The sequence below is a fragment of the Thauera sp. ZXT1-4 genome (genome assembly GCF_052598215.2).
In genome coordinates this window covers 195,483-214,864 of record NZ_JBQWSN020000004.1, presented here as the reverse complement: position 1 = coordinate 214,864, position 19,382 = coordinate 195,483, and the positions used below count along the sequence as shown (strand labels likewise).

Below are 19,382 nucleotides of genomic sequence, written 5' to 3'. Positions count from 1 at the left end.
TGGCATGAGCCGACAGCCCCCAAGCGCTGACCGTGGGCTAAACTAAACGGCATTGCTCGGGCAGGAGGTGGCGGCACAGCTCGCACTTGCCGATCTGGCCGGTGGGCGAGTCGTAGTCGTACTTGGGGATTCCGAAGGGACAGGCGGCGACGCAGTAGCGGCAGCCGATGCAGGCGTCGGCGTCGTACTGCACGATGCCGGTGACCGGGTCCTTGGTCATCGCCGACACCGGACAGGCCGACACGCAGCTCGGGTCCACGCAGTGCAGGCAGGACACCTTCATGAAGGCGTAGCCGTCCTCTTCCTGGCCGCGGTTCATGCCCGTGCCCGACTGCCAGGCCTTGATCACGTTGAAGGTGCGCGCCGTGGTGTCGAGCGGCATGTCCCACAGCCCGTGGGTGGGCGTGTTGTAGTCCAGCGGGAGGTCGTTGGCTTCCTTGCAGGCGGCCACGCAGGCCTTGCATCCGATGCACAGGGTGGAGTCGAACAGCAGTCCGATTGCATCGGGGGAGATCTCTGCATTGCCCCGGGCCTGTACCGAAGGACTGGCGGCAGCCCCCGCCGCCGCCGCGCCGCCGGCAAGGGCGAGGCGGAAGAAATCGCGCCGGCCGTTCATGTCAGGCGCCCTCGCGTTCGGTCGGCTTGGCGGCGGCCTCGCTGGCGGCGTGCTGCTTGCCGAGGTTGCGGGCCAGCACCGCGCCTGCGCCGGCCGCAGCCCCTGCGACGGCGGCCAGCACTGCGGCCGAGCCGAGGGTGGCGCCCTGGCCCTGGGATTCGTGGATGCCGGGGTAGAGCGCGGGCGGCTCTACGTTCTTGACCTTGGCGAGCATGTGGATCGGCTTGGTGAAGCCGACGCCTTCCTCGGTACAGCCGATGCAGGGGTGTCCGCAGCCGACCGGCCAGGTGCCGGCGCCGGCGTCGCCGAACATCACGGTGGGGCAGTTGGCATAGGTTTCCGGCCCCTTGCAGCCCAGCTTGTACAGGCAGTAGCCCTTGCGGTGCCCGTCGTCGCCGAATTCCATCGCGAAGCGGCCGGCGTCGTAGTGCGCGCGGCGCTCGCAGTTCTCGTGCACCAGGCGCGAGTAGGCGAACAGTGGGCGGCCCTGCGCGTCTACCGGCGGCAGGGCGCCGAAGGTGAGGAAGTGAACGACGGTGGCGAGGAAGTTGTAGGGGTTGGGCGGGCAGCCGGGAATGCTCACCACCGGCTTGTCGATGATCTTGTTCACCCCCACCGCGCCGGTGGGGTTGGGGTCGGTCGCCGGCATGCCGCCCCAGGAGGCACAGGAGCCGATCGCGATCACTGCCGCGGCGTCCTGCGCGCATTCGCGCGTGAGTTCGATCGCGGTCTGGTTGCCTACCTTGCAATACACACCACCATCGCGGGTGGGGATGGCGCCCTCGACGACCAGCAGGTACTTGCCCTTGTGGCGTTCCATTGCCGCCTTGCGCGCCGCCTCGACCTGATGGCCTGCCGCGGCGAACAGGGTCTCGTGGTAGTCGAGCGAGATCACGTCGAGGATCAGCTTTTCGAGCGTGGGGTGCTCGGCGCGCAGCATGGATTCGGTACAGCCGGTGCACTCCTGGAAGTGCAGCCAGATCACCGACGGGCGCTCGGCGGCTTCCATGGCCTTCGCGACCGCAGCCTCGGCGCCCTTGGGCAGGCCGAGCGTGGTGGCGAGCGTGGCACAGAACTGCAGGAAGCTGCGCCGGCTCATTTCGAGGCGTGATTCGATCGGACGCCCGGGCTCGGTGGCGCTTGTCGTAGGTGCTGTAAGCATGTGTCTCCCCTCGCGTTCGAGAAGCGGCGTTTGCCGCAAGATCGGGTAAGGGAGATCAAGAAGCGTGCCAGCGTGCCGCATGGCCCTGAAACCCCGGGCGGCAACGCCTGCAGCCTGCGAGGCTGCAAAGGGGGTGGACGCGCTGCGCTCATCTGCGTGCAGAAACGATCAGTTTCTTTTCACCTGCGGGCAGGGCGCGTTTGCCTGGCCTCCGTGGCGCGCGAATTCTAGAATCCCGAACCATCAACCGTTTCTGGAACTGATCCATGCCCGCACTGCTTCGCCAGGCGCTTGTCCTGCTCGCCGCCTCCGCTCTCTCTGGCTGCGGCCTTTTCAGCGCGTCACGCCCGGCCGTGGAGGGGGCTGCGGAGCGTGCTGCCGTCGCACTGCTCGATCCGCAGGCGCCGATGCGCTTCCGCTGCGGCGAGCGGACGGTGACGCTGCGCCACTTCGGAGAACTGGCCACGCTTACGGTGGAGGGGCGGAGCTGGACGTTGCGGCCCGAGCGCACTGCGTCGGGTGCGAGGATGGTGTCGGTCGATGACGATCGCACCTGGATCTGGGTCAAGGGTGATGCGGCGATGCTTGAACTGGACGGCGCGCCTCAGCCCGAGTGCGGCCTGGCGGTGGAGAAGCCTTTGTTCCGCGCGGTGGGCAATGAACCGGCCTGGCGGCTGGATGTGCGCGCCGACGGGCTGTCGCTGCTGCTCGATCAGGGCGATACGCACGTGTTCGCGCCCAGCCCCCTCGTCGTCGACGGCGAGGGCCTGCGCAGCTACGAGGCGATGTCCGCCGGTGGGGCGCTCAGCGCGCTGGTGTTCGACCGCTACTGCGAGGACGGTATGAGCGGCATGCCGCACCCGAACAGGGTGGAAGTGCGCTGGCAGGACCGGGTGCTCCAGGGCTGCGGTGGCGACCCTGCGGCGCTGCTGCAGGGCGAGCCCTGGGAAGTGGTCGAGCTCGACGGTCAGCCCGTGGCCGAACCCGCGCGCATGACGATTGGCTTTGGTGCCGAGGGGCGCCTGTCCGGCCTCGCCGCGTGCAACCGCTATTTCGGCGAATACGCCTTGTCGGGCGAAGGGCTGCGACTGTCGCCGCTGGGTGCGACGAAGATGGCGTGCGAACCGCGTGCGATGGATGAGGAGCATCGCTTCATGCAGGCCGCCGGGCAGGTCGACGGTTTTGCCATTGCGGCGGATGGCACGCTGCGCCTGCTGGCCGGCGGGCGGGTGCGGATGCAGGCGAGGCGGCGCTGAGGACACTGCGCTCGCGGGCGCGCCTGCGCCCACGGCAAAGCCTGCTGCAATCAGCGGCGTGCCTGGCGTGCCGCCTCCACCTCTTCCGGGCGCAGGCGTGCGGCGAGCTTGTCGAGCACGCCATTGACGAACTTGTGCCCGTCGGTGCCGCCGTAGCCCTTGGCGAGTTCGATGGCCTCGTTGATCACCACGCGGTACGGCGTGTCGATGTTGTGGCGCAGTTCGTGGGTGCCGAGCAGCAGGATGGCGTGCTCGATCGGCGAGAGCTCCGCGACCGGGCGCGACAGCAGCGGCGTGAAGCAGTCGCGCAGCTCGTCGGCGCTACCGGTTGCGCCGCGCAGCAGGCTGACGAACAGCTCACGGTCGATTTTGTCGAGGTTCTCGGTTTCCGATTCCAGGTGACGTTGGACCGTGCTCGCTGTGTTGCCCGACAGCAGCCATTGATACACGCCCTGCAGCGCGAGTTCGCGCGCGCGGCGGCGAGCCATCTTGCTCGTCGGGTTGGGGGCGCCGGCGCCCTCTGCCTGCGGATCGTTCATTTCGCTCATCGGATCACCTTCAGCAGATTCGCCATCTCGACCGCCGTGCGGGCGCAATCGGCGCCTTTCTCATGCATGCGGGCGATGGCCTGGTCGTCGTCTTCGGTGGTCAGCACGCCGTTGGCGATCGGGATGCCGGTGTCGAGGCCGACGCGGGTGACGCCCGCGCCCATCTCGTTGGAAACCAGTTCGAAGTGGTAGGTCTCGCCGCGGATCACCGCGCCGAGCGCCACAAGCGCGTCGAAGCGGCCGCTTCTGCCCATGGTCTGCAGCACGAGCGGGATCTCCAGCGCGCCGGGCACGGTGACGATGTGCATGTCCTCGCGCGCCACGCCGAGGGTGAGCAGCGTGTCCACGCAGGCCGACAGCAGGCCTTCGCAGATGTCGAGGTTGAAGCGCGCCATGACGATGCCCACACGCACGCCGGCGCCGGCGAAGCTGGGGTCGGTTTCGGTGACGCCGTCGTAGCGCGACTGGCGGCGGGCGTTTTCGGATTCGTTACGTTGCATGCGGTTCTCTGTGATTCGTTCAGTTCTTGTCGACGAAGCCGGTGATCTCCAGCCCGAAGCCGGTCATGCTGGGGATCTTGCGCGGGCTGGCGAGCACACGCATCTTGCCGACGTTCAGCGCACGCAGGATCTGGGCACCGACGCCAAAGAGCCGGGCGTCCCACTTCACCGTGGGGCGGGCCTGGCTGCCACTGAGGCTGGCGAGCAATTCCCGACCCGACTGCGGGCGATAGAGCAGCACGATCACCCCCGCCTCGGCCTCGGCCAGGGTGGCGAGCGCCTTGTTGATCGGGAAGCTGTGCCGGCCACTGCCGGTATCGAGGAAATCGAGCACCGAGATCGGCTCATGCACCCGCACCAGGGTCTCGCGCTCGGGGGTGATGTCGCCGCGCGACAGCGCGAAGTGCACGTCGCCCGAGGTCTTGTCCTCGAAGGCGGTGAGGCGGAAGGGGCCGTGCGCGGTATCCACGTCCTTCTCCGTGACCTTCTCGACCAGGTGGTCGTTGGCGGCGCGGTACTCGATCAGGTCGCGGATTGCGCCGATCTTGAGGCCGTGCGCCTTGCCGAACTCGATGAGATCGGGCAGGCGCGCCATGGTGCCGTCGTCCTTGAGGATCTCGCAGATCACCGCGGCGGGCTCCAGCCCGGCGAGCTGGGCGAGGTCGCAGCCGGCCTCGGTGTGACCGGCGCGGATCAGCACGCCGCCCTTCTGGGCGGTGAGCGGGAAGATGTGGCCGGGGGTGACGATGTCTTCCGGCCGGGCTTGGCGGGCGACCGCGACCTGCACGGTGCGCGCGCGATCGTGGGCCGAAATGCCTGTGGTGACGCCGGTGGCGGCCTCGATCGACACGGTGAAGGCAGTGCCGTGCGGGGTGCGGTTGTCGCGCACCATCTGCTGCAGGCCGAGCTGGCGGCAGCGCTCGTCGGTAAGCGTCAGGCAGATCAGCCCGCGGCCATGCTTGGCCATGAAATTGATCGCCTCGGGGGTGACGAATTCGGCCGCCATCACGAGGTCGCCCTCGTTCTCGCGGTCTTCCTCGTCGACCAGGATGACCATGCGGCCGGCCTCGATGTCGGCGATGATCTCGGTAATCGGCGCGAGTGCGCTCATGCTGTGTCCTTTGTCTTGTGTTGCGGGCGCGCGCTGGCTCAGGCCTGTGCGGCCTCGTCCTTCTTCCACTCGAGCATGCGCTCGACGTAGCGCGCGATGAGGTCGATCTCGAGATTGACCTTGCTGTCGGCTTGCAGATGCTTGAGGTTGGTCATCGCCACCGTGTGCGGGATCAGATTGATCCAGAAGTCGCGCCCTTCGACGCGGTTCACGGTGAGGCTGACGCCATTGACGGTGATCGAGCCCTTTTTTGCGATGTAGCCGGCGATCGTGGCAGGCGCCCGGATCACCAGTTCGTGGCTCTCGCCCACGGGGGCGAACTTCACCACCTCGCCCACGCCGTCCACATGGCCGGTGACGAGGTGGCCGCCGAGGCGGTCGGCCAGACGCAGCGCCTTCTCGAGATTCACCTCGTTGCCGACGGCATCCAGGCCTACGGTGCAGTTGAGCGTCTCGCGCGAGACGTCGTACCGGAGCCTGGCGCCGTCCATCGCCACCACGGTCAGGCACACGCCGCTGTGCGCTACGCTGTCGCCGACGATGATGTCGGACAGATCCAGCCCGTTGGTGTCGACGGTGATGCGGATGCCGTCTGCGAGCGGCGCGATGTGTTCGATGCGACCAACGGCCGCGACGATGCCGGAGAACATGAAGGGTTTGAACCGAAAGGGGAAAGGCGGGATTGTAGGGGAAAAAACCCCGCCTCGCTCAGAGCGCCCGGTCCAGCACGGTCGCGAAGGGCGTTGCCTTCATGAAGCCCACCACCCGCATGCCCTCGCGCTCCTTGCCCGCGGCGTCGAAGAAGATGATGCCCGGCGGGCCGAAAAGGCCGAAGCGCTTGAGCAGCGCCTTGTGCTCCTCGGTGTTGGCGGTGACGTCGGCCTTGAGCAGCAGCATGCGGCCCATGCGCTCGGCCACGCCGGCGTCCGTGAAGGTGAAGCGCTCCATCTCCTTGCACGACACGCACCAGTCGGCATAGAAGTCGAGCAGCACCGGGCGGTCGGTAGCGGCCAGCCGCGCGTCGAGCTCGGCGACGGAGTTAACCTTGTCGAACTGCGGCACGTTGAACGGCGCCGCGGCCTGCGCGCGTAGCACCGAGAGCGGCTGCAGCGGGTCGCGCGAGCCGGCGAGCGCGCCCACCAGGATCGCCGCGCCGGCCAGCAGCAGCACTACGCCCACGCCTTTCCAGAAGCGCTGCCAGCCCCTGGCCTGTGGCGGCAGCGGGTCGATCGCGTGCAGGAAGATGGCGGAGAACAGCAGCAGCGCCGCCCAACCCAGCATCATCGCCAGCGGCGGAATCACCGGGGTAATCATCCACAGCGCTACCGCGAGCAGCATCACGCCGAAGGCCTTCTTGACGCCCTCCATCCAGGGCCCGACCTTGGGCAGCAGGCTGCGCGAGGCCACGCCCACCGCCAGCAGCGGCGCACCCATGCCCAGGCCCATCGCGAACAGCGCCCAGCCGCCCAGCACCGCATCGCCGGTCTGCGCGATGTAGAGCAGGGCGCCGGCCAGCGGTGCTGCCACGCAGGGGCCGACGATGAGCGCCGACAGCACGCCCATCACGACCACCCCGCCCAGGCTGCCGCCTTTGCCGTGGCTCGCGGTGTCGGCCAGCCTGCTTTGCAGCGCGGTGGGCAGTTGCAGCTCGTAGAAGCCGAACATGGACAGCGACAGCAGCACGAAGACGAGGGCGAAGGCCGACAGCACCCACACGTTCTGCAGCGCGGCGGTCAGCATGGTGCCGGACAGCCCTGCCGCGACGCCGGCGAGTGCGTAGGTCGCCGCCATGCCCAGCACATAGGCCAGTGACAGCACGAAGGCGCGCATGTGCGACACCTTGTTGCCCTGGCCGACGATGATGCCCGACAGGATCGGGATCATCGGGAAGGTGCAGGGCGTGAACGCGAGCAGCAGGCCGAAGCCGAAGAAGCTGGTGAGGATGATGGGGACGCTTGCACCGGAGAGCAGGCGGGCGATGTCGCCGGTCTCGTTGCTGGAGACGGTGGGCGCGGCCGCTGCGGCCGGTGCCGGCGTGCTCGAGGCGGAGCCTGTTGCGCCTGAGCCTCCACCCAGGACGCTGTCGAGGAAGCCGCCGCCGGACTTCTTCGGCGGCGCGCTGAGGTCAATCGACACCTGTTGAGTGGTCGGCGGATAGCAGATGCCCCCGTCCCAGCAACCCTGGCTGGTCGCGAACAGCTCGAAACGCGTGAGTCCCGCGGGCGCCTCTACCGGAAGCAGGATGCGCAGTTCGCCGCGATGCGTTTCCACCTCGCCGAAGAAGTCGTCCTTCTTCAGCTTGCCCGCAGGCTTCTCTGCGGTCCCGAAGCGCACGCCCTCCGGCTCGGCCTCGAAGCGAAAGTTGTCGCCATACAGGTAGTAGCCCTTCGCCACCTGGAACACCACCTCCACCGTGTGCGCATCGAGCGCCTGCGCACGCATCGCGAAGGCCTTTTCCGGCTCGATCGGATCGGCCTGGACGGCGGGCACCAGCGCGATGAAGCTGGCCAGCAGCGCGAACAGGCGGATCAGGGCGTACAGGGGGGAGAGGAGGCGCGCAGAGGAGAACATCGGGGCTCTTCGGAGGGTTGTCGGGAGGGGCGCATGCGAGTCGTGCGGGCGGCTTGGCCTGGCGGCGTCCTCAGCCGGCCGGTGGCCGGGTTTCGGCGCCCACCCAGTCGAGGTAGGTCGCCAGCCCCCGCTCGAAAGGGACCGCCACGATCTCGGGAAGTTCGTACGGGTGGCGGGCGCGGATCGCCGCTTCCAGTTCCGCATAGCGTGCGGCTGTGGTCTTGATCAGCACCGGCACCTCGCTGGCTGTCTCCACCGCGCCCTGCCAGCGATAGACCGAGGTGCACGGCGCCATCACGTTCACGCACGCGGCCAGGCCGGCCTCGACCAGCGCGGCGGCGAGGCGCTCGGCGCTATCGTGGTCCGGCAGCGTGGAAAGGACGAGCAGGACACGCCGGTCGTCCAGGGTTTCGTGTGCGGTGGGGGCAGGAACGGACATGGTCAGTCGGTCGGCGTCGGATCGCCTCGGATGGGGGAGGCATTTTCTCAGAAATGGGCGTGGACCGATCTGCGCGCGATCAAGTGCGTGCAATCCGCTGAGTCTGCGCTTATTCGTTCATTAGAAAGTTATTGATCATTTTTTGATATGGCTCAGCGTTTCATGAATGCCAATGGGCTAAACCCCCGCTTTCGGTCATCGGCCGCAACGCGGCAAGACATGGGGGACACATGTTTCTGCTCGATTGGCTACTTGCCAGAGTCCGCCGTGGGCGCGAAGAGGCGCTCCCCGAGTGGGCGTGTTCCGCTGACGAGGGTGACGATGAAGGTGCGCTCGACCTGGCCGCCCGTTACCACGCTGACTTGCTGGTGCGTCTCGTACGCGAGCACCGAAGCATGCTTGACGCCATCGGGGCCATCCAGGGCGCTGCGGCGGATGGCTTGCTGCGCAGCATCGGCCCTCTGCTCGACCGCTTGCGCGTTACGCTCCAGGGCCATGTGCTGGTCGAGAACGTGCGCTTCTACTTCCATCTCGACCATGTGTTTGCCGAAGACCCGGAAATGCGCGCGCTGATGCAGGCGTTCCGCGAGGACATGGACGAGGTGGGCGCGGAAGCGCTGGCCTTTCTCGCTCGATACGCCCACGTAAGCGAGGAGCCGGCGCTCGAGGAGAGCTTCTTCGATGATTTCGAGCGCGTGATCATCGGCCTCGCACACCGTATCCAGCGCGAGGAGGAGATCCTCTACCCCCTCTACGCGACCGGGTGCATCACCGAGGCTTCAGTCCGCGCTTCGGATCCGGCCCACGGTTTCGAGCCCATCGGCAGCGATCCGCATCACGATGATCTCGCCCGCGGCGGGGAAAACCCCCGAGAGTGAGGTGATGTTTACCTGATGGGTCACCAGCACCAGCGCACGACCCGGCACGCTGTGTTCAGCGATCAAGGCGCGCGTCGCCTGCGTGCTCGCAGCCCCGTTGCCCCGGTCGGCAAAAAAGGAGTTGAGACTGGCGTTCTGGACCGTCGCCGCGGACGAAAGGTGCCGTTGGCGACGTTACCGTTCCGGTAGGCCCGGCGCCAGCCGCGTCAAAGATCATTCGGCAGGCGTCATGGAGGCTCTCTCACCCACCGGCGAACCCCACAACCGGGAATTGGGGTCTGTCCCCGATTTTTGCTGATTGACCCGATCCCCTGAAAGGCATAGGCTTTGACATATGCCTTTCAGGGGATCACTATGAACAGCGAACGACACGTCTCCCTTTTTCGCAACGGACGCAACCAGGCGGTCCGGATACCGCGCGAGTTCGAGCTTGAAGGCACCGAGGCCATCATCCGCAAGGAAGGGGCGAGGTTGATCATCGAGCCCATTGGCCCGCGTCACAGGCTCCTGGCCTTGCTGGCCGGCTGGGCCCCGCTGCAGGAAGCCTTCCCCGAAATCGCCGACCCGCCGCCTGAACCGGAGGACGTGTTCTGATGGCGGCGCGCTATCTGCTGGACACGAACATCCTGTCGAGCCTGATCAAGGATCCGCAGGGAGCGGTAACGAAGCGGCTGGCCCAACTCGACGCCGATGCCATCTGCACCAGCATCGTCGTGGCCTGCGAGCTTCGTTATGGCGCGGCGAAGCGCGGCTCGGTCGCCCTGACGCAGCGCGTGGAAGATTTGCTCGGTGCCATCGAGGTGTTGCCCTTCGAGGGTGATGCAGATCGCGAGTACGCCGAAATTCGCGCGACGCTGGAGCGGGCCGGGAGCACCATCGGAGCCAACGACCTGCTGATCGCGGCGCATGCTCGCACGCTCAACCTCACCCTCGTCACGCATAAGCTCCGTGAATTCGAGCGCGTTCCGGGCTTGCTGCTGGAGGATTGGCTGGAGCGGAAGGATGAGTAGATGAAAGACCTGACCCTGAGGGTTTCTCTGCGTGCCGGTCTTGCTGCGGTCTGCGGCTTCAGACTAGACTTAGTCCATCAACTTAGTCCGATAGGTGTGCGATGCCGCTGACCGTCAACGTCCACGAAGCCAAGACGCAATTTTCCCGCCTGCTCGAGCAGGCGCATGCCGGCCAGGAGATCATCCTCGCCAAGGCGGGCAAGCCCTACGCACGCCTCGTGCCGCTCGCCCCCGACGCGGGCACCGTCCGCAAGCCGGGCCGTCTGGCCGGCAGGCGGCTGCCCGACGCCTTCTTCGAGCCGCTGCCGCCCGAAGAACTCGCCGCCTGGGAATGACGATGCGCCTGCTGCTCGATACCCACGCGCTGCTATGGTGGTGGACCGATGATCCGCAGCTGTCCGCCCGGGCTCGCGACGCCATCTCGGACCCGGCCAACGCCGTCTTCGTCAGCGCCGCCACAGCCTGGGAACTCGCTACCAAGCACCGGCTCGGCAAACTCGGCGAGGCAGCGGAGGCGGTCGGCCGGTTCGACGAGCTGGTGGTGGCCGATGGCTTCCAGCATGTGCCGATCAACCACTACCACTGCCTCAAGGCGGGCGGCTATGCGGTCGAGCACCGCGACCCCTTCGACCGCATGCTGGCGGCGCAGACGGAGCTGGAAGGCCTGGTGTTGGTGACGCGCGATCCGGCATTGGGGCTGTTCGGGGTTGCGACGTTCTGGTGAGGGGCGGAGTCGTGCCAGCGGGAGGGGTTAGGCGAGTAAATGAAAGACCTGACCCCGGGGGGGTTCTCAATCGCTGCTATCATCTGTCCATGTGGTCATCTGGAGAGGCGTCATGCGCACGGTTGCAGTTGTCGAGGCCAAGAGCCAGTTTTCAGCGCTGCTGGCGGCGGTAGAGAGTGGTGAGGAGGTGGCGATCACCCGGCGCGGTCGGGTGATCGCCCGCCTCATACCGGATACGCCGCGTTCCGCGGCAGACGTATTCAGGGCCTGCTGGCAGGCGGGCGGGCTGGAGCTGGAGGCGCCGCCCGATGCGCCTGCCGAGCCGGTCGCCGGCTGGGATTGACGCGGCATGCACTACCTGCTCGATACCAACATCTTCATCGCCGCGCTCAAGGCGCAGCCTGCGGTTCGCTTGCGGCTCGAGTCCTTGCCGGCGTCCGCGCTCGTGCTTTCGCCCATCGTGCTGGGCGAACTCCAGACCGGGGTGGAGAAGAGCGCACAGGCCGAGCGCAACCGGGCGCGCCTGGAAGAGGTGGTGGCGGGGCTTGCGGTGCCGCCGCTCGACGCCGCGACGAGTTCGCACTACGCAAGGATTCGCGCCGGGCTCGAGCGGCAAGGCACGCCGATCGGCGGCAACGATCTGTGGATCGCGGCGCAGGCGCTTGCACTCGGTGCCGTACTGGTGACGGACAACGTGAGGGAATTCAGCCGCGTTCCAGGCCTGGCGGTCGAGAACTGGCTGTCGCCGTGACTGAGAGGCACGGTGCAGGGGATGGACCCCTGGTTCGCTCACCTTGCCCGAACACACCTCCATGACCATAATGACCATAACAGTCAGCAGGAGTCGCATGATGATCACGCAAGCCAGCGCCGTCAGCTTTCGCCAGAACCTCGGTGAAATGCTCAACCAAGTGCAATACCGCCACGACAGCGTGGTGATCAACAAGGACGGCAAGCCCGTCGCAGCACTCGTCGATGCGCGCCTTTTCGAGCGCATTCGCCGCATGCAGGCGCGTTTCGATGCGCTTTGCCAGCGCATCGAGGCAGGATATGACGGCGTTCCCGAAGACGAGGGGATCGCTGAGATCGAGGCTGCGGTCGCTGCCGAGCGAGGCGAGCTCAAGCAGCGGGCGGCGGGCTGAGCGTGCCGTCCGCCCTGCGTGTCGTTCTCGACACCAATGTGCTGCTGTCCGGCCTGGCCTACCCGGGGAGCGTTCCGGGCTGCATCGTCGCCGCCTGGCGGCACGGCTCCGTCGACGTGGTGTTGTCGACCTTCATCCTCGAAGAACTGCGCCGCGTGCTGCCACGGCTATCCGCCCGTCACGGCCTTTCCAGCCGCGAAATCGACGACCTCGTGGACATCCTGTCGATCCAGGCCGAGCTCGTCGAGCCGGAGCCGGTTGCCGACGAGGCCTTGCGCGACGACAACGACCAGCCCGTGCTCGGCACCCTGCTGGCGGGCATGCGCACGAGAAGCCTCGACTATCTGATCACCGGCGACAAGGACCTGCTCGCCTTGGCAAACGCCTACCCCATCCTCACGCCCGCCGAGTTCTGGCGTCGGCACGGGGGCGTGTAGCGCCGGCGCGGGGCGGAATTTGGGGAATTGGGGTCTGTCCCCTATTTCTTCTACAATGCACCATTCGTATGAGTTAATCACACTTTTGGCGTAACTCCAGGAGGCACGTCATGGGCACCGTGCGCAAGACGATTACCCTGACCGATCAGCAGGACAACTGGGTCAAGGCACAGATCAACGCAGGTCACTACACCAACGACAGCGAGTGCATCCGGGATTTGATCCGCCGCGAGCAGGAGCGCAGCGCCGAGATCGAGGCGATTCGCGCCGCGCTGATCGAGGGGGAGGCCAGCGGCGAGCCGAGACGCTTCGACGCTGCAGCCTTCAAGCATCGGATGCTTGCCGAGCATGGCTGAATATCGCCTGACCCCGGCGGCTGAGCGCGACCTCGAGTCAATCTGGGTTCATACGGTGCGGGAATGGGGTGTCGAGCAGGCCGTGCGCTACATCGACTTGCTGACGAGGGCCTTCGCCAGCTTGGCTGCCTCGCCCCGGGCTGCCCCAGCCTGTGATCACATCCGGCCAGGCTACCGCAGAGGGAGCGTCGAGCGCCACATGATCTACTTTTGAGCAACCGACTACGGCATCGCCGTGGTTCGTGTTCTGCATGAGCGGATGGACGCGCCTCGCCACTTGTGATCAGAGGCCGCTGGGAAGCAGGGGAAATTGCGGTCTGCCCGCTATCGCCTACGCGGCGCTGCAGAGGATGGAGAAGTGCTCGCCAGTGGTGTGAAGGGCGAGTTGGGCCGCGGTCGCGTCAAGAAAGAGAAAGCCCGCCGGGCTTTAGCGCGGCGGGCTTGGGGGTGAGGCGAGGAGGGGTTAGGTGAGTAGATGAAAGACCTGACCCCTATCTTCCACTTTCCTCTTTTTACCTGCAGACTGCCGGACGATATTTGTCGACCAGAGTGCCGCCGGTGCAGTCCCACTCGATAGCTCCCGCAGGAATGGTGCCGCTGGCTAGTGCGGCTCCGGCGGAGGTGGGGACAAGCGTAATAGTGCCGCCACCAGCCACGGCAGTGTACGTAACCGTAATAACGCCCGTCGCGGTCGCAACGCCGACGGATGTAACGTTATCTGTAGCTGCAGGCGCCGTCCAACCTAGGTCGAGAGCCGTGCCGTTTGCCGCGTTTTCTGCCACTGCCGTTTTAGCAGCCGACGCGAGGGACAGACCCTCAGTGACCCGTGCCCGCACCGTGTAATCCTGGTACGCCGGCAGCGCCACGGCCGCCAAAATACCAATAATCGCCACAACGATCATCAGTTCGATCAGCGTGAAGCCTTGTTGAATCTTTTTCATGTCAGTTCTCCTCGATGAGAAACCACGGAAAGCCCGCTTGCCTACTCATAAGCAACCCCCGTGCCAACTTCTGGCCCCTGGATTTCCGTGACGTAGTACCGCTGACTTGACACGATTCCGGTCTGAATGTGACAAGCCCCCCGGAACGGGTTGTCAACATGTGACAAAGGGGGTGTGCTGGCCGGTGCGCGAGGCCGGGAGTGCCGTCTTCGAGCCGCTTCAGTGCTTTCCCGCCGCAAAGCAGCTAGAACGAAATTCCTTACTTCATTACTTTTCGAGGGCGATCATGTTGGCGAAGCGGACAAGCAAGAACCAGATCACCTTGCCCAAGGCCATCGTCCAGTGCGTAGGCGAAGCCGACTACTACGACGTCACGGTCCAGGATGGAAGGATCGTGCTGACGCCGGTCCGGCTGCAGCAAGCCGATGCCGTGCGCGCGAAGCTTGAGGCGCTCGGCATCACGCAGGATGACGTCGAGGATGCAATTGCCTGGGCGAGAAAACGCGCGTGACGCGGCCGCGCGTCGTGCTCGACACGAACTGCCTGGTGTCGGCGTTCATCTTTTCCCGCGGTCGCTTCGCCTGGCAGGCGCTGTTGGGCGGTGACGGAGTGTCGGGCGCATGAAGGGTTGTACAATAGCCACGTACAAGTAAAGGAGGTCGCCATGACCATCGAAACCACCTACAGCCAAGCCCGTGAACAGTTCAAGACGCTGATGGACCGTGCTGTCGATGACCGTGAAGTGGTTGTGGTCCGCCGCCGCTCCGGGGGGGCGGTCGCAATGATTGCCGCCGATGAATTGCAGAGCCTGATGGAAACGGCCCATCTCTTGCGCTCTCCCAGGAATGCCGAGCGTCTGCTGGCTGCTCTGGCACGCGCCCGAGCCGGCGAGGTGGCCCCCACTACAGCCGATGCTCTCGAGAAGCTCCATGGTCTCGAAGCCTGATTCCAAGCGCGTCGCCGTGTTCCAGCCCGAGTTCCTGGAAGATTTGAGCTACTGGGTGGAGACGGAGCGCCGCACGGCCAAACGCTTGCTGGAACTCGTCAAGGCCGTGCTGCGCGATCCCTTCAAGGGCATCGGCAGCCCGGAGCCATTGAAGTACTTGGGCTCGGATGTCTGGTCACGTCGCGTCACGCAGGAGCACCGCTGCGTTTACCTGGTGAAGGCGGATCGGATCGAGTTCCTGCAAGGGCGTTATCACTATTGATTTTGTGGGGTCACTGGGGTCAGGTCTTTCATCTGCTCACGCGCTCGTGCCACGCCGTCGGCGCGAGCGTGTGAGGATTGTGCTAAAGTTTGTACAAAGTTTTGACTTGGAGCGCACGATGGAAGCCCTGACCTACAGCTACACCCGCACGCACCTTGCGCAGGTGATGCGCAGCGTCAACGAGGATCGCGCGCCGGTGTTGGTGACGACGCAGCGCGGCAAGCCGGTGGTGATCATGTCGCTGGACGACTACAACGCGCTCGAAGAGACGGCGTATCTGCTGCGCTCACCGAAGGGTGCGAAGCGCCTGATGGAGTCGGTGGAGCAGTTGCGCGCAGGCGGTGGCGAGCCGCGTGCGTTGATCGAGACGGACGATGCAGCCTAGGTTCTCGGATCACGCCTGGGAGGACTACCTCTACTGGCACGAGACCGACCGCAAGCAACTCAAGCGTATCAACGCACTGATCGAGGACATCCGCCGGCACCCCTTTACGGGGATCGGCAAGCCCGAGCCCTTGAAGTACCAGCTAGCGGGGTTCTGGTCGCGGCGCATCGATGACCGGCACCGGCTGGTGTATGCGGTCGAGGGCGAGGTCTTGCTGATCGCGCAGTTTCGGGATCATTACTGACAGGGGCTGAGCGCTTTCATCTGCTTACCCCACCCGCTGCACGGCCACGCCGACCTTGTCTGCCGCCCGCGCCAGCGTGTCGTCCGCTGTGCACAGTGTCGCGCTCAAGCGCATGCATACGGCCAGATGCAGCGCATCGCCCGCACGTAGTCCGCTGCGGTAGTCGGCAATCCAGCCTCTGGCGCGGTCGAAGTCCGTGGTATCGACTGCTTCCACAGCGAGTCGTGCACTGACGAGCTTGTCGAAGCGCTCGAGCCCCTCGCGATGGAGATCCGCGGATATATCGCCCCGGCGCGCCATGATCCCCGCGGCGCTGGCGAACTCGGTGCGCGTCCATGGGCTGATCAGGATCGTTTCGCTGGCGCTGGCTTCGAGCCACGCGAGCGCGGCATCGGTGCTGGCGTCGCGAAAGAACAGGGGCAGGAGGATGCAGGTGTCCGCGTACAAGGCCATCAGTAGCGTGCCCCGTCCCGCGCTTCACGCACGACTTCCGCTGCCGTGCGGGCTTGCGGAGGCTGGGAGAGCACGAAGGCGCGCAGCTCGGCGGCGATGGCTGCGGCGTCGGCGGCCGGTTGCACGGGCTCGGCGATGATGCGGGCGACCGGCCGGCCGCGGCGAGTGATGACGATCTCCTCGCCGGCGATCACCTGATCGACGACTGCGGACAGGTGCGATTTGGTTTCGGCGAGGGTGAGGGTGCGCATGACGGTGCCTTCGTGACTATCTGACTAACTGTAGTGTAGTCGGGGCGGGTGAGTGTGTCACCCTTGGGGAAACCAGGGGCCTCTACACAGCCAGTTGAACCACCATCTCCCTGATTACGGTGTGGATGGTCGCGCGCAGGCAGCGCGGGGGGGCCGGGGATAGGTCTTTCATTTGCTCATGCCCTCACCCCGCCGGCGGCTGCGTGCGCTTGAAACTCTCGCGCGCGAACATGCGCTCGGCGAAGGGCAGCAACCCCGGATGGCGGGCGCGCCAGTCGATGTCGGGGAAGCGCAGGTCCAGGTAGGCGAGGGCGACTGCGGCGGCGATGTCGCCGAGCTGCATGTCGGCGCCGTTGAAGGCGTGGCGGTGGTCGAGGCGGCGTTCGAGTTCGGCCAGGCCGCGGTCGATCTTGTCCTTCTGGCGGGCAATCTCGCGATCGCTGCGTTCGCCGTCGGGGCGGCGGGATTCGAGCAGGGCGCCGACGGCGGCATCGGTGACGCCGTCGGCGAGCGCCTCGGTCTGGCGTACGCGCACGGCGTCGAGCGGGTCGGCGGGCAGCAGCGCGGGCGGTGCACCCAGGGTTTCGAGGTAGCCGGCAATGACCGGAGAGTCGAAGAAGGTCTCGCCGTTGTCGGCGATCAGCACCGGCACCTTGCCGAGCGGGTTCAGCTCGGGGATGCGGGTGTTGGCTTCCCAGGGCGAGTCGACGACGAGTTCGAAGGGCAGCGCCTTTTCGTCGAGGAGGATGCGGATCTTGCGGGCGTAGGGGCTGGTGAGCGAGGCGAGCAATTTCATGGTGACGTGTCTCCCGTGGGGTGAGGTGAAGATACGCCGCACATTAGGGGGCGGGAATTAGGGAAAGCGGATGGGGGGGCGCGGGCTTTGTCGTGAAAGCAGCCTCGCCGAGTACCCGATTCGTGCGCGCCGGCACCCTCAGGCCGCGTTGCCCGCGAGAAGACCGACCTCCGGGGCTTTCAGGCCGGATCGACGTTGCGTGCGATCAGCGTGCGGATCACGTGCAGCTTGCCATGGAAGAAATGGTCTGCGCCCGGCACCACGACCACCGGCAGCTCCTGCGGGCGTGCCCAGCCGAGGACGTTGGCGAGGGCGACGGTTTCGTCCTGTTCGCCATGGACGACGAGCGTGGGGATGTTGGCGGGCACGGGGGGGGTATCGTAGTTGCGCCCGCTGCCGGTGGTGTCGCCCGCAGCCATGCCCACGAGGATGAGCTGGCGCGGCGGTGCGATGCCGTCGGCAAGGCGGGTGGCGACGCGCACCTGCACGTAGCCGCCGAACGAGAAGCCGCCCAGCGCCAGTGGCTGCACGCCCCAGCGTGATTCGGCCCAGCTGATCACCGAGAGCATGTCCTCGGTTTCGCCCTCGCCGTGGTCGTGCTCGCCCTCACTTCTGCCCACGCCGCGGAAGTTCGGGCGGATCACGGCGTAGCCGAGGTCGCGGTAGGCACGCGCCAGCGTGTGCGCGACCTTGTTGGTGTTGGCGCCGCCGAAGAGCGGGTGCGGGTGGCAGACCAGCGCGATGCCGCGGACGGTGGCGGGCGCGTCGATCAGCACCTCGATGTTGCCGGCGGGACCGCGCAGCAGGGCGGATTCGGTGGGCAGCGGGCGGCTCATGCGGCGTCATCCGGCAGGCGCAGGCGCTCGACGATGCGGCCCTGCACCAGGTGGCTGTCGATGATCTCGTCGATGTCGTCCTTGTCGACATAGGTGTACCAGACGTTGTCGGGATAGACGACCAGCACCGGGCCGTCGTCGCAGCGGCCTAGGCAGCCGGCCTTGTTGATGCGCACACTGCCCTTGCCCTTGAGTCCGAGCGCGGCGCTGCGGTCCTTGGCGTAGGTCTGCAGTGTCGAGGCGTCGTGGTTGTTGCAGCAGGAATCGCCTGGCTGGCGCTGGTTGCAGCAGAAGAAGACGTGGTGTGTGAAGTAGCTCATGGGGTCTCCCGGTTTCGGGCTGGGGCTGAGGGGTGGGGCCGAGGGGTTGGAGGCGCGGGGTTGAAGGTGAGGGGGAGGCGTGCGGCCTGGCCCGATTATAGGCGCCGCCCGCTGCGCAGCGGCGGGCCGCCCAGGTGCTCGCCCCGCCACAGCCCGAGCGCCGACAGGTAGGCCAGCGCCAGATACGGCCACAGGCTGTCCACGAGCTCGGTCAGGCCATGGAAGTTGAGCACGTTGCTGTAGCTGGCCAGTTGACGGCCGTACGGCAGATAGGGGTTCTCGGGGATCAGGTTCACCAGCGCCGTGGCGAGCAGCAGGCTGGTGCCGGCGATGGCATGCTGCGCCAGCCGCGGCAGCAGCAGGCATGGCAGCAGCAGGACGGCGCCGATCACAAGGCCGCGCTCCGCCCCCGGCGTGAGCCAGGCGAGCGGCGTGCCGGGGTCGAAGAAGGACCAGGTGGCGAGCGTCTTGGCGCCCACGCCCAGTCCCAGCACCCACAGCACCGGAAAGGGGTTGGCGCCGCGTGTCATGCAGCGGGTGAATAAGCCCACGGCAAGTAGGGCGCTGGCGGTGAGGGCGGTGTCGAAGGCGATGAAGCGGTCGGCACGAAAGGGCAGGGGGGCGGCGATGCCGAGCAGACTGCGGAGGTCTCCGCTGGAGAACAGCAGGTCGGTGGCGCTGAGCTGTCCGAGCAGCCACAGCGCCAGCAGCAGCAGGCCTGCCTCGCCGCTACGTCCGCCGATCACGTAACGTGCGCGCCAGCGTTGCAGCCGGCCCTGGGGGCCGAACAGGGCCGGCCCCCAGCCGGCGCCTGCGAGCGCGCCGAGCAGCGCCCCCGCAGTATTGCCGCCCAGGTCGAGGTTGCTGGCGATGCGTGTCGGCAGGTAGTTCTGCGTCGTTTCCAGGCCCAGGCTGAACAGGCCGGCGAGCAGCGCAGTCATGACCACCTTGTTCGCAAAGCCCCAGTGTGCGGGCAGTGCGGCCGCGAGCAGCAGGCCGAGCGGAAGGTAGCCGAGAATGTTGAAGACGAAGTCTTCGAGGATGAAGTACTTCGGCCACGGTGCCCACAGCCAGTCGAAGGGCGGAAGCCCGCTGTCTCGCCACCCGGTCAGCGGGTGCAGGCACGCATAGGCCACGAGCAGGGCGTAGGCCAGGGTGAGCGGCGGCGCGAGCGAGCGGGTGGCGCGGTCGGACATCG

General features: G+C 66.6%; 32 protein-coding genes. 17 read left to right on the top strand and 15 right to left on the bottom strand.

What is annotated here, in order from left to right:
• Positions 1-37: 37 nt before the first annotated feature.
• Both hybA and ACUH78_RS05700 read right to left on the bottom strand, forming a co-directional pair.
• Positions 38-616, bottom strand: a complete 579-nt coding sequence (hybA, locus tag ACUH78_RS05705) for a hydrogenase 2 operon protein HybA (protein WP_445332974.1) — start codon at positions 614-616, stop codon at positions 38-40.
• A gap of 1 nt (position 617) precedes the next feature.
• On the bottom strand, positions 618-1,778 hold the full coding sequence (locus tag ACUH78_RS05700) for a hydrogenase small subunit (protein ID WP_435751433.1): 1,161 nt from the start codon (positions 1,776-1,778) through the stop codon (positions 618-620).
• 266 nt (positions 1,779-2,044) lie between these two features.
• On the opposite strand from ACUH78_RS05700, the gene ACUH78_RS05695 reads away from it, so the two are divergent.
• On the top strand, positions 2,045-3,034 hold the full coding sequence (locus ACUH78_RS05695) for an META domain-containing protein (RefSeq protein WP_445332973.1): 990 nt from the start codon (positions 2,045-2,047) through the stop codon (positions 3,032-3,034).
• A 50-nt stretch (positions 3,035-3,084) separates the two neighbouring features.
• On the opposite strand, the gene nusB is transcribed toward ACUH78_RS05695, so the two are convergent.
• From nusB to cutA, 6 genes are all read right to left on the bottom strand, one after another.
• Positions 3,085-3,582, bottom strand: coding sequence for a transcription antitermination factor NusB (gene nusB, locus ACUH78_RS05690; protein WP_435751435.1), 498 nt, complete (start codon positions 3,580-3,582; stop codon positions 3,085-3,087).
• Positions 3,579-4,082, bottom strand: coding sequence for a 6,7-dimethyl-8-ribityllumazine synthase (gene ribH / locus ACUH78_RS05685; protein ID WP_418364471.1), 504 nt, complete (start codon positions 4,080-4,082; stop codon positions 3,579-3,581). Before ribH ends, nusB begins: the two co-directional genes overlap by 4 nt.
• Before the next feature lie 19 nt (positions 4,083-4,101).
• Positions 4,102-5,193 (bottom strand): bifunctional 3,4-dihydroxy-2-butanone-4-phosphate synthase/GTP cyclohydrolase II, encoded by a 1,092-nt coding sequence (ribBA, locus tag ACUH78_RS05680; protein WP_418364472.1) that lies wholly within the window; start codon positions 5,191-5,193, stop codon positions 4,102-4,104.
• 38 nt (positions 5,194-5,231) lie between these two features.
• A complete protein-coding gene (locus ACUH78_RS05675; protein WP_445332972.1) occupies positions 5,232-5,843 on the bottom strand; it encodes a riboflavin synthase in 612 nt (203 codons plus the stop codon).
• A gap of 58 nt (positions 5,844-5,901) precedes the next feature.
• Entirely contained in the window at positions 5,902-7,764 is a 1,863-nt protein-coding gene (gene dsbD / locus ACUH78_RS05670) for a protein-disulfide reductase DsbD (protein ID WP_445332971.1), read from the bottom strand.
• A 70-nt stretch (positions 7,765-7,834) separates the two neighbouring features.
• Entirely contained in the window at positions 7,835-8,203 is a 369-nt protein-coding gene (cutA, locus tag ACUH78_RS05665; protein ID WP_435751439.1) for a divalent-cation tolerance protein CutA, read from the bottom strand.
• 230 nt (positions 8,204-8,433) lie between these two features.
• On the opposite strand from cutA, the gene ACUH78_RS05660 reads away from it, so the two are divergent.
• The 11 genes from ACUH78_RS05660 (at position 8,434) to ACUH78_RS05610 (ending at position 12,964) form a co-directional block, all read left to right on the top strand.
• Positions 8,434-9,081 (top strand): hemerythrin domain-containing protein, encoded by a 648-nt coding sequence (locus ACUH78_RS05660; protein ID WP_435751440.1) that lies wholly within the window; start codon positions 8,434-8,436, stop codon positions 9,079-9,081.
• A 354-nt stretch (positions 9,082-9,435) separates the two neighbouring features.
• Positions 9,436-9,675, top strand: coding sequence for an antitoxin (locus tag ACUH78_RS05655; RefSeq protein WP_039921103.1), 240 nt, complete (start codon positions 9,436-9,438; stop codon positions 9,673-9,675).
• On the top strand, positions 9,675-10,091 hold the full coding sequence (locus tag ACUH78_RS05650) for a type II toxin-antitoxin system VapC family toxin (protein ID WP_435751441.1): 417 nt from the start codon (positions 9,675-9,677) through the stop codon (positions 10,089-10,091). The genes ACUH78_RS05655 and ACUH78_RS05650 overlap by 1 nt, the downstream gene beginning before the upstream one ends.
• Positions 10,092-10,192: 101 nt before the next feature.
• Positions 10,193-10,426 (top strand): type II toxin-antitoxin system Phd/YefM family antitoxin, encoded by a 234-nt coding sequence (locus tag ACUH78_RS05645; protein WP_445332970.1) that lies wholly within the window; start codon positions 10,193-10,195, stop codon positions 10,424-10,426.
• A gap of 2 nt (positions 10,427-10,428) precedes the next feature.
• Positions 10,429-10,815: a type II toxin-antitoxin system VapC family toxin gene (locus ACUH78_RS05640; RefSeq protein ID WP_435751443.1), complete on the top strand. Its 387-nt coding sequence runs from the start codon at positions 10,429-10,431 to the stop codon at positions 10,813-10,815.
• 112 nt (positions 10,816-10,927) lie between these two features.
• A complete protein-coding gene (locus ACUH78_RS05635) occupies positions 10,928-11,158 on the top strand; it encodes a type II toxin-antitoxin system Phd/YefM family antitoxin (protein ID WP_435751444.1) in 231 nt (76 codons plus the stop codon).
• Between the two features lie 6 nt (positions 11,159-11,164).
• On the top strand, positions 11,165-11,566 hold the full coding sequence (locus tag ACUH78_RS05630) for a PIN domain-containing protein (protein WP_445332969.1): 402 nt from the start codon (positions 11,165-11,167) through the stop codon (positions 11,564-11,566).
• A gap of 97 nt (positions 11,567-11,663) precedes the next feature.
• Positions 11,664-11,957: a type II toxin-antitoxin system Phd/YefM family antitoxin gene (locus tag ACUH78_RS05625; RefSeq protein ID WP_445332968.1), complete on the top strand. Its 294-nt coding sequence runs from the start codon at positions 11,664-11,666 to the stop codon at positions 11,955-11,957.
• 2 nt (positions 11,958-11,959) lie between these two features.
• Positions 11,960-12,394 carry a putative toxin-antitoxin system toxin component, PIN family gene (locus ACUH78_RS05620; protein WP_445332967.1) on the top strand — a complete coding sequence of 145 codons (435 nt, stop codon included), beginning with the start codon at positions 11,960-11,962 and terminating at the stop codon, positions 12,392-12,394.
• 110 nt (positions 12,395-12,504) lie between these two features.
• Positions 12,505-12,750, top strand: a complete 246-nt coding sequence (locus ACUH78_RS05615) for a type II toxin-antitoxin system ParD family antitoxin (protein WP_445332966.1) — start codon at positions 12,505-12,507, stop codon at positions 12,748-12,750.
• Positions 12,743-12,964 (top strand): type II toxin-antitoxin system RelE/ParE family toxin, encoded by a 222-nt coding sequence (locus ACUH78_RS05610; protein ID WP_445332965.1) that lies wholly within the window; start codon positions 12,743-12,745, stop codon positions 12,962-12,964. The genes ACUH78_RS05615 and ACUH78_RS05610 overlap by 8 nt, the downstream gene beginning before the upstream one ends.
• A gap of 298 nt (positions 12,965-13,262) precedes the next feature.
• Here ACUH78_RS05610 and ACUH78_RS05605 read toward each other — a convergent pair whose 3' ends face one another.
• Positions 13,263-13,691, bottom strand: a complete 429-nt coding sequence (locus ACUH78_RS05605) for a pilin (protein ID WP_445332964.1) — start codon at positions 13,689-13,691, stop codon at positions 13,263-13,265.
• A gap of 286 nt (positions 13,692-13,977) precedes the next feature.
• Between ACUH78_RS05605 and ACUH78_RS05600 the strand changes: the two genes are divergently transcribed.
• The 5 genes from ACUH78_RS05600 (at position 13,978) to ACUH78_RS05580 (ending at position 15,528) form a co-directional block, all read left to right on the top strand.
• Positions 13,978-14,202, top strand: a complete 225-nt coding sequence (locus ACUH78_RS05600; RefSeq protein ID WP_445332963.1) for an AbrB/MazE/SpoVT family DNA-binding domain-containing protein — start codon at positions 13,978-13,980, stop codon at positions 14,200-14,202.
• A 153-nt stretch (positions 14,203-14,355) separates the two neighbouring features.
• Positions 14,356-14,637: a type II toxin-antitoxin system Phd/YefM family antitoxin gene (locus tag ACUH78_RS05595; protein WP_445332962.1), complete on the top strand. Its 282-nt coding sequence runs from the start codon at positions 14,356-14,358 to the stop codon at positions 14,635-14,637.
• Entirely contained in the window at positions 14,621-14,899 is a 279-nt protein-coding gene (locus ACUH78_RS05590; RefSeq protein WP_004361139.1) for a Txe/YoeB family addiction module toxin, read from the top strand. The genes ACUH78_RS05595 and ACUH78_RS05590 overlap by 17 nt, the downstream gene beginning before the upstream one ends.
• Positions 14,900-15,017: 118 nt before the next feature.
• A complete protein-coding gene (locus ACUH78_RS05585) occupies positions 15,018-15,284 on the top strand; it encodes a type II toxin-antitoxin system prevent-host-death family antitoxin (protein WP_004361138.1) in 267 nt (88 codons plus the stop codon).
• Positions 15,274-15,528, top strand: a complete 255-nt coding sequence (locus tag ACUH78_RS05580) for a Txe/YoeB family addiction module toxin (protein WP_445332961.1) — start codon at positions 15,274-15,276, stop codon at positions 15,526-15,528. The genes ACUH78_RS05585 and ACUH78_RS05580 overlap by 11 nt, the downstream gene beginning before the upstream one ends.
• Positions 15,529-15,552: 24 nt before the next feature.
• Here the strand turns inward: ACUH78_RS05580 and ACUH78_RS05575 are convergent, their stop codons facing one another.
• From ACUH78_RS05575 to ACUH78_RS05550, 6 genes are all read right to left on the bottom strand, one after another.
• Positions 15,553-15,981: a type II toxin-antitoxin system VapC family toxin gene (locus ACUH78_RS05575; protein WP_445332960.1), complete on the bottom strand. Its 429-nt coding sequence runs from the start codon at positions 15,979-15,981 to the stop codon at positions 15,553-15,555.
• Positions 15,981-16,232: a type II toxin-antitoxin system Phd/YefM family antitoxin gene (locus ACUH78_RS05570; protein ID WP_445332959.1), complete on the bottom strand. Its 252-nt coding sequence runs from the start codon at positions 16,230-16,232 to the stop codon at positions 15,981-15,983. The genes ACUH78_RS05575 and ACUH78_RS05570 overlap by 1 nt, the downstream gene beginning before the upstream one ends.
• A gap of 184 nt (positions 16,233-16,416) precedes the next feature.
• Entirely contained in the window at positions 16,417-17,028 is a 612-nt protein-coding gene (locus ACUH78_RS05565; RefSeq protein ID WP_435750999.1) for a glutathione S-transferase, read from the bottom strand.
• Between the two features lie 179 nt (positions 17,029-17,207).
• On the bottom strand, positions 17,208-17,864 hold the full coding sequence (locus ACUH78_RS05560; protein WP_445332958.1) for an alpha/beta hydrolase: 657 nt from the start codon (positions 17,862-17,864) through the stop codon (positions 17,208-17,210).
• Complete coding sequence (locus tag ACUH78_RS05555; RefSeq protein ID WP_418364493.1) at positions 17,861-18,184, bottom strand: (2Fe-2S) ferredoxin domain-containing protein; 324 nt, start codon at positions 18,182-18,184, stop codon at positions 17,861-17,863. The genes ACUH78_RS05560 and ACUH78_RS05555 overlap by 4 nt, the downstream gene beginning before the upstream one ends.
• Positions 18,185-18,279: 95 nt before the next feature.
• A complete protein-coding gene (locus ACUH78_RS05550) occupies positions 18,280-19,380 on the bottom strand; it encodes a VanZ family protein (RefSeq protein WP_435750996.1) in 1,101 nt (366 codons plus the stop codon).
• Positions 19,381-19,382 lie beyond the last annotated feature (2 nt).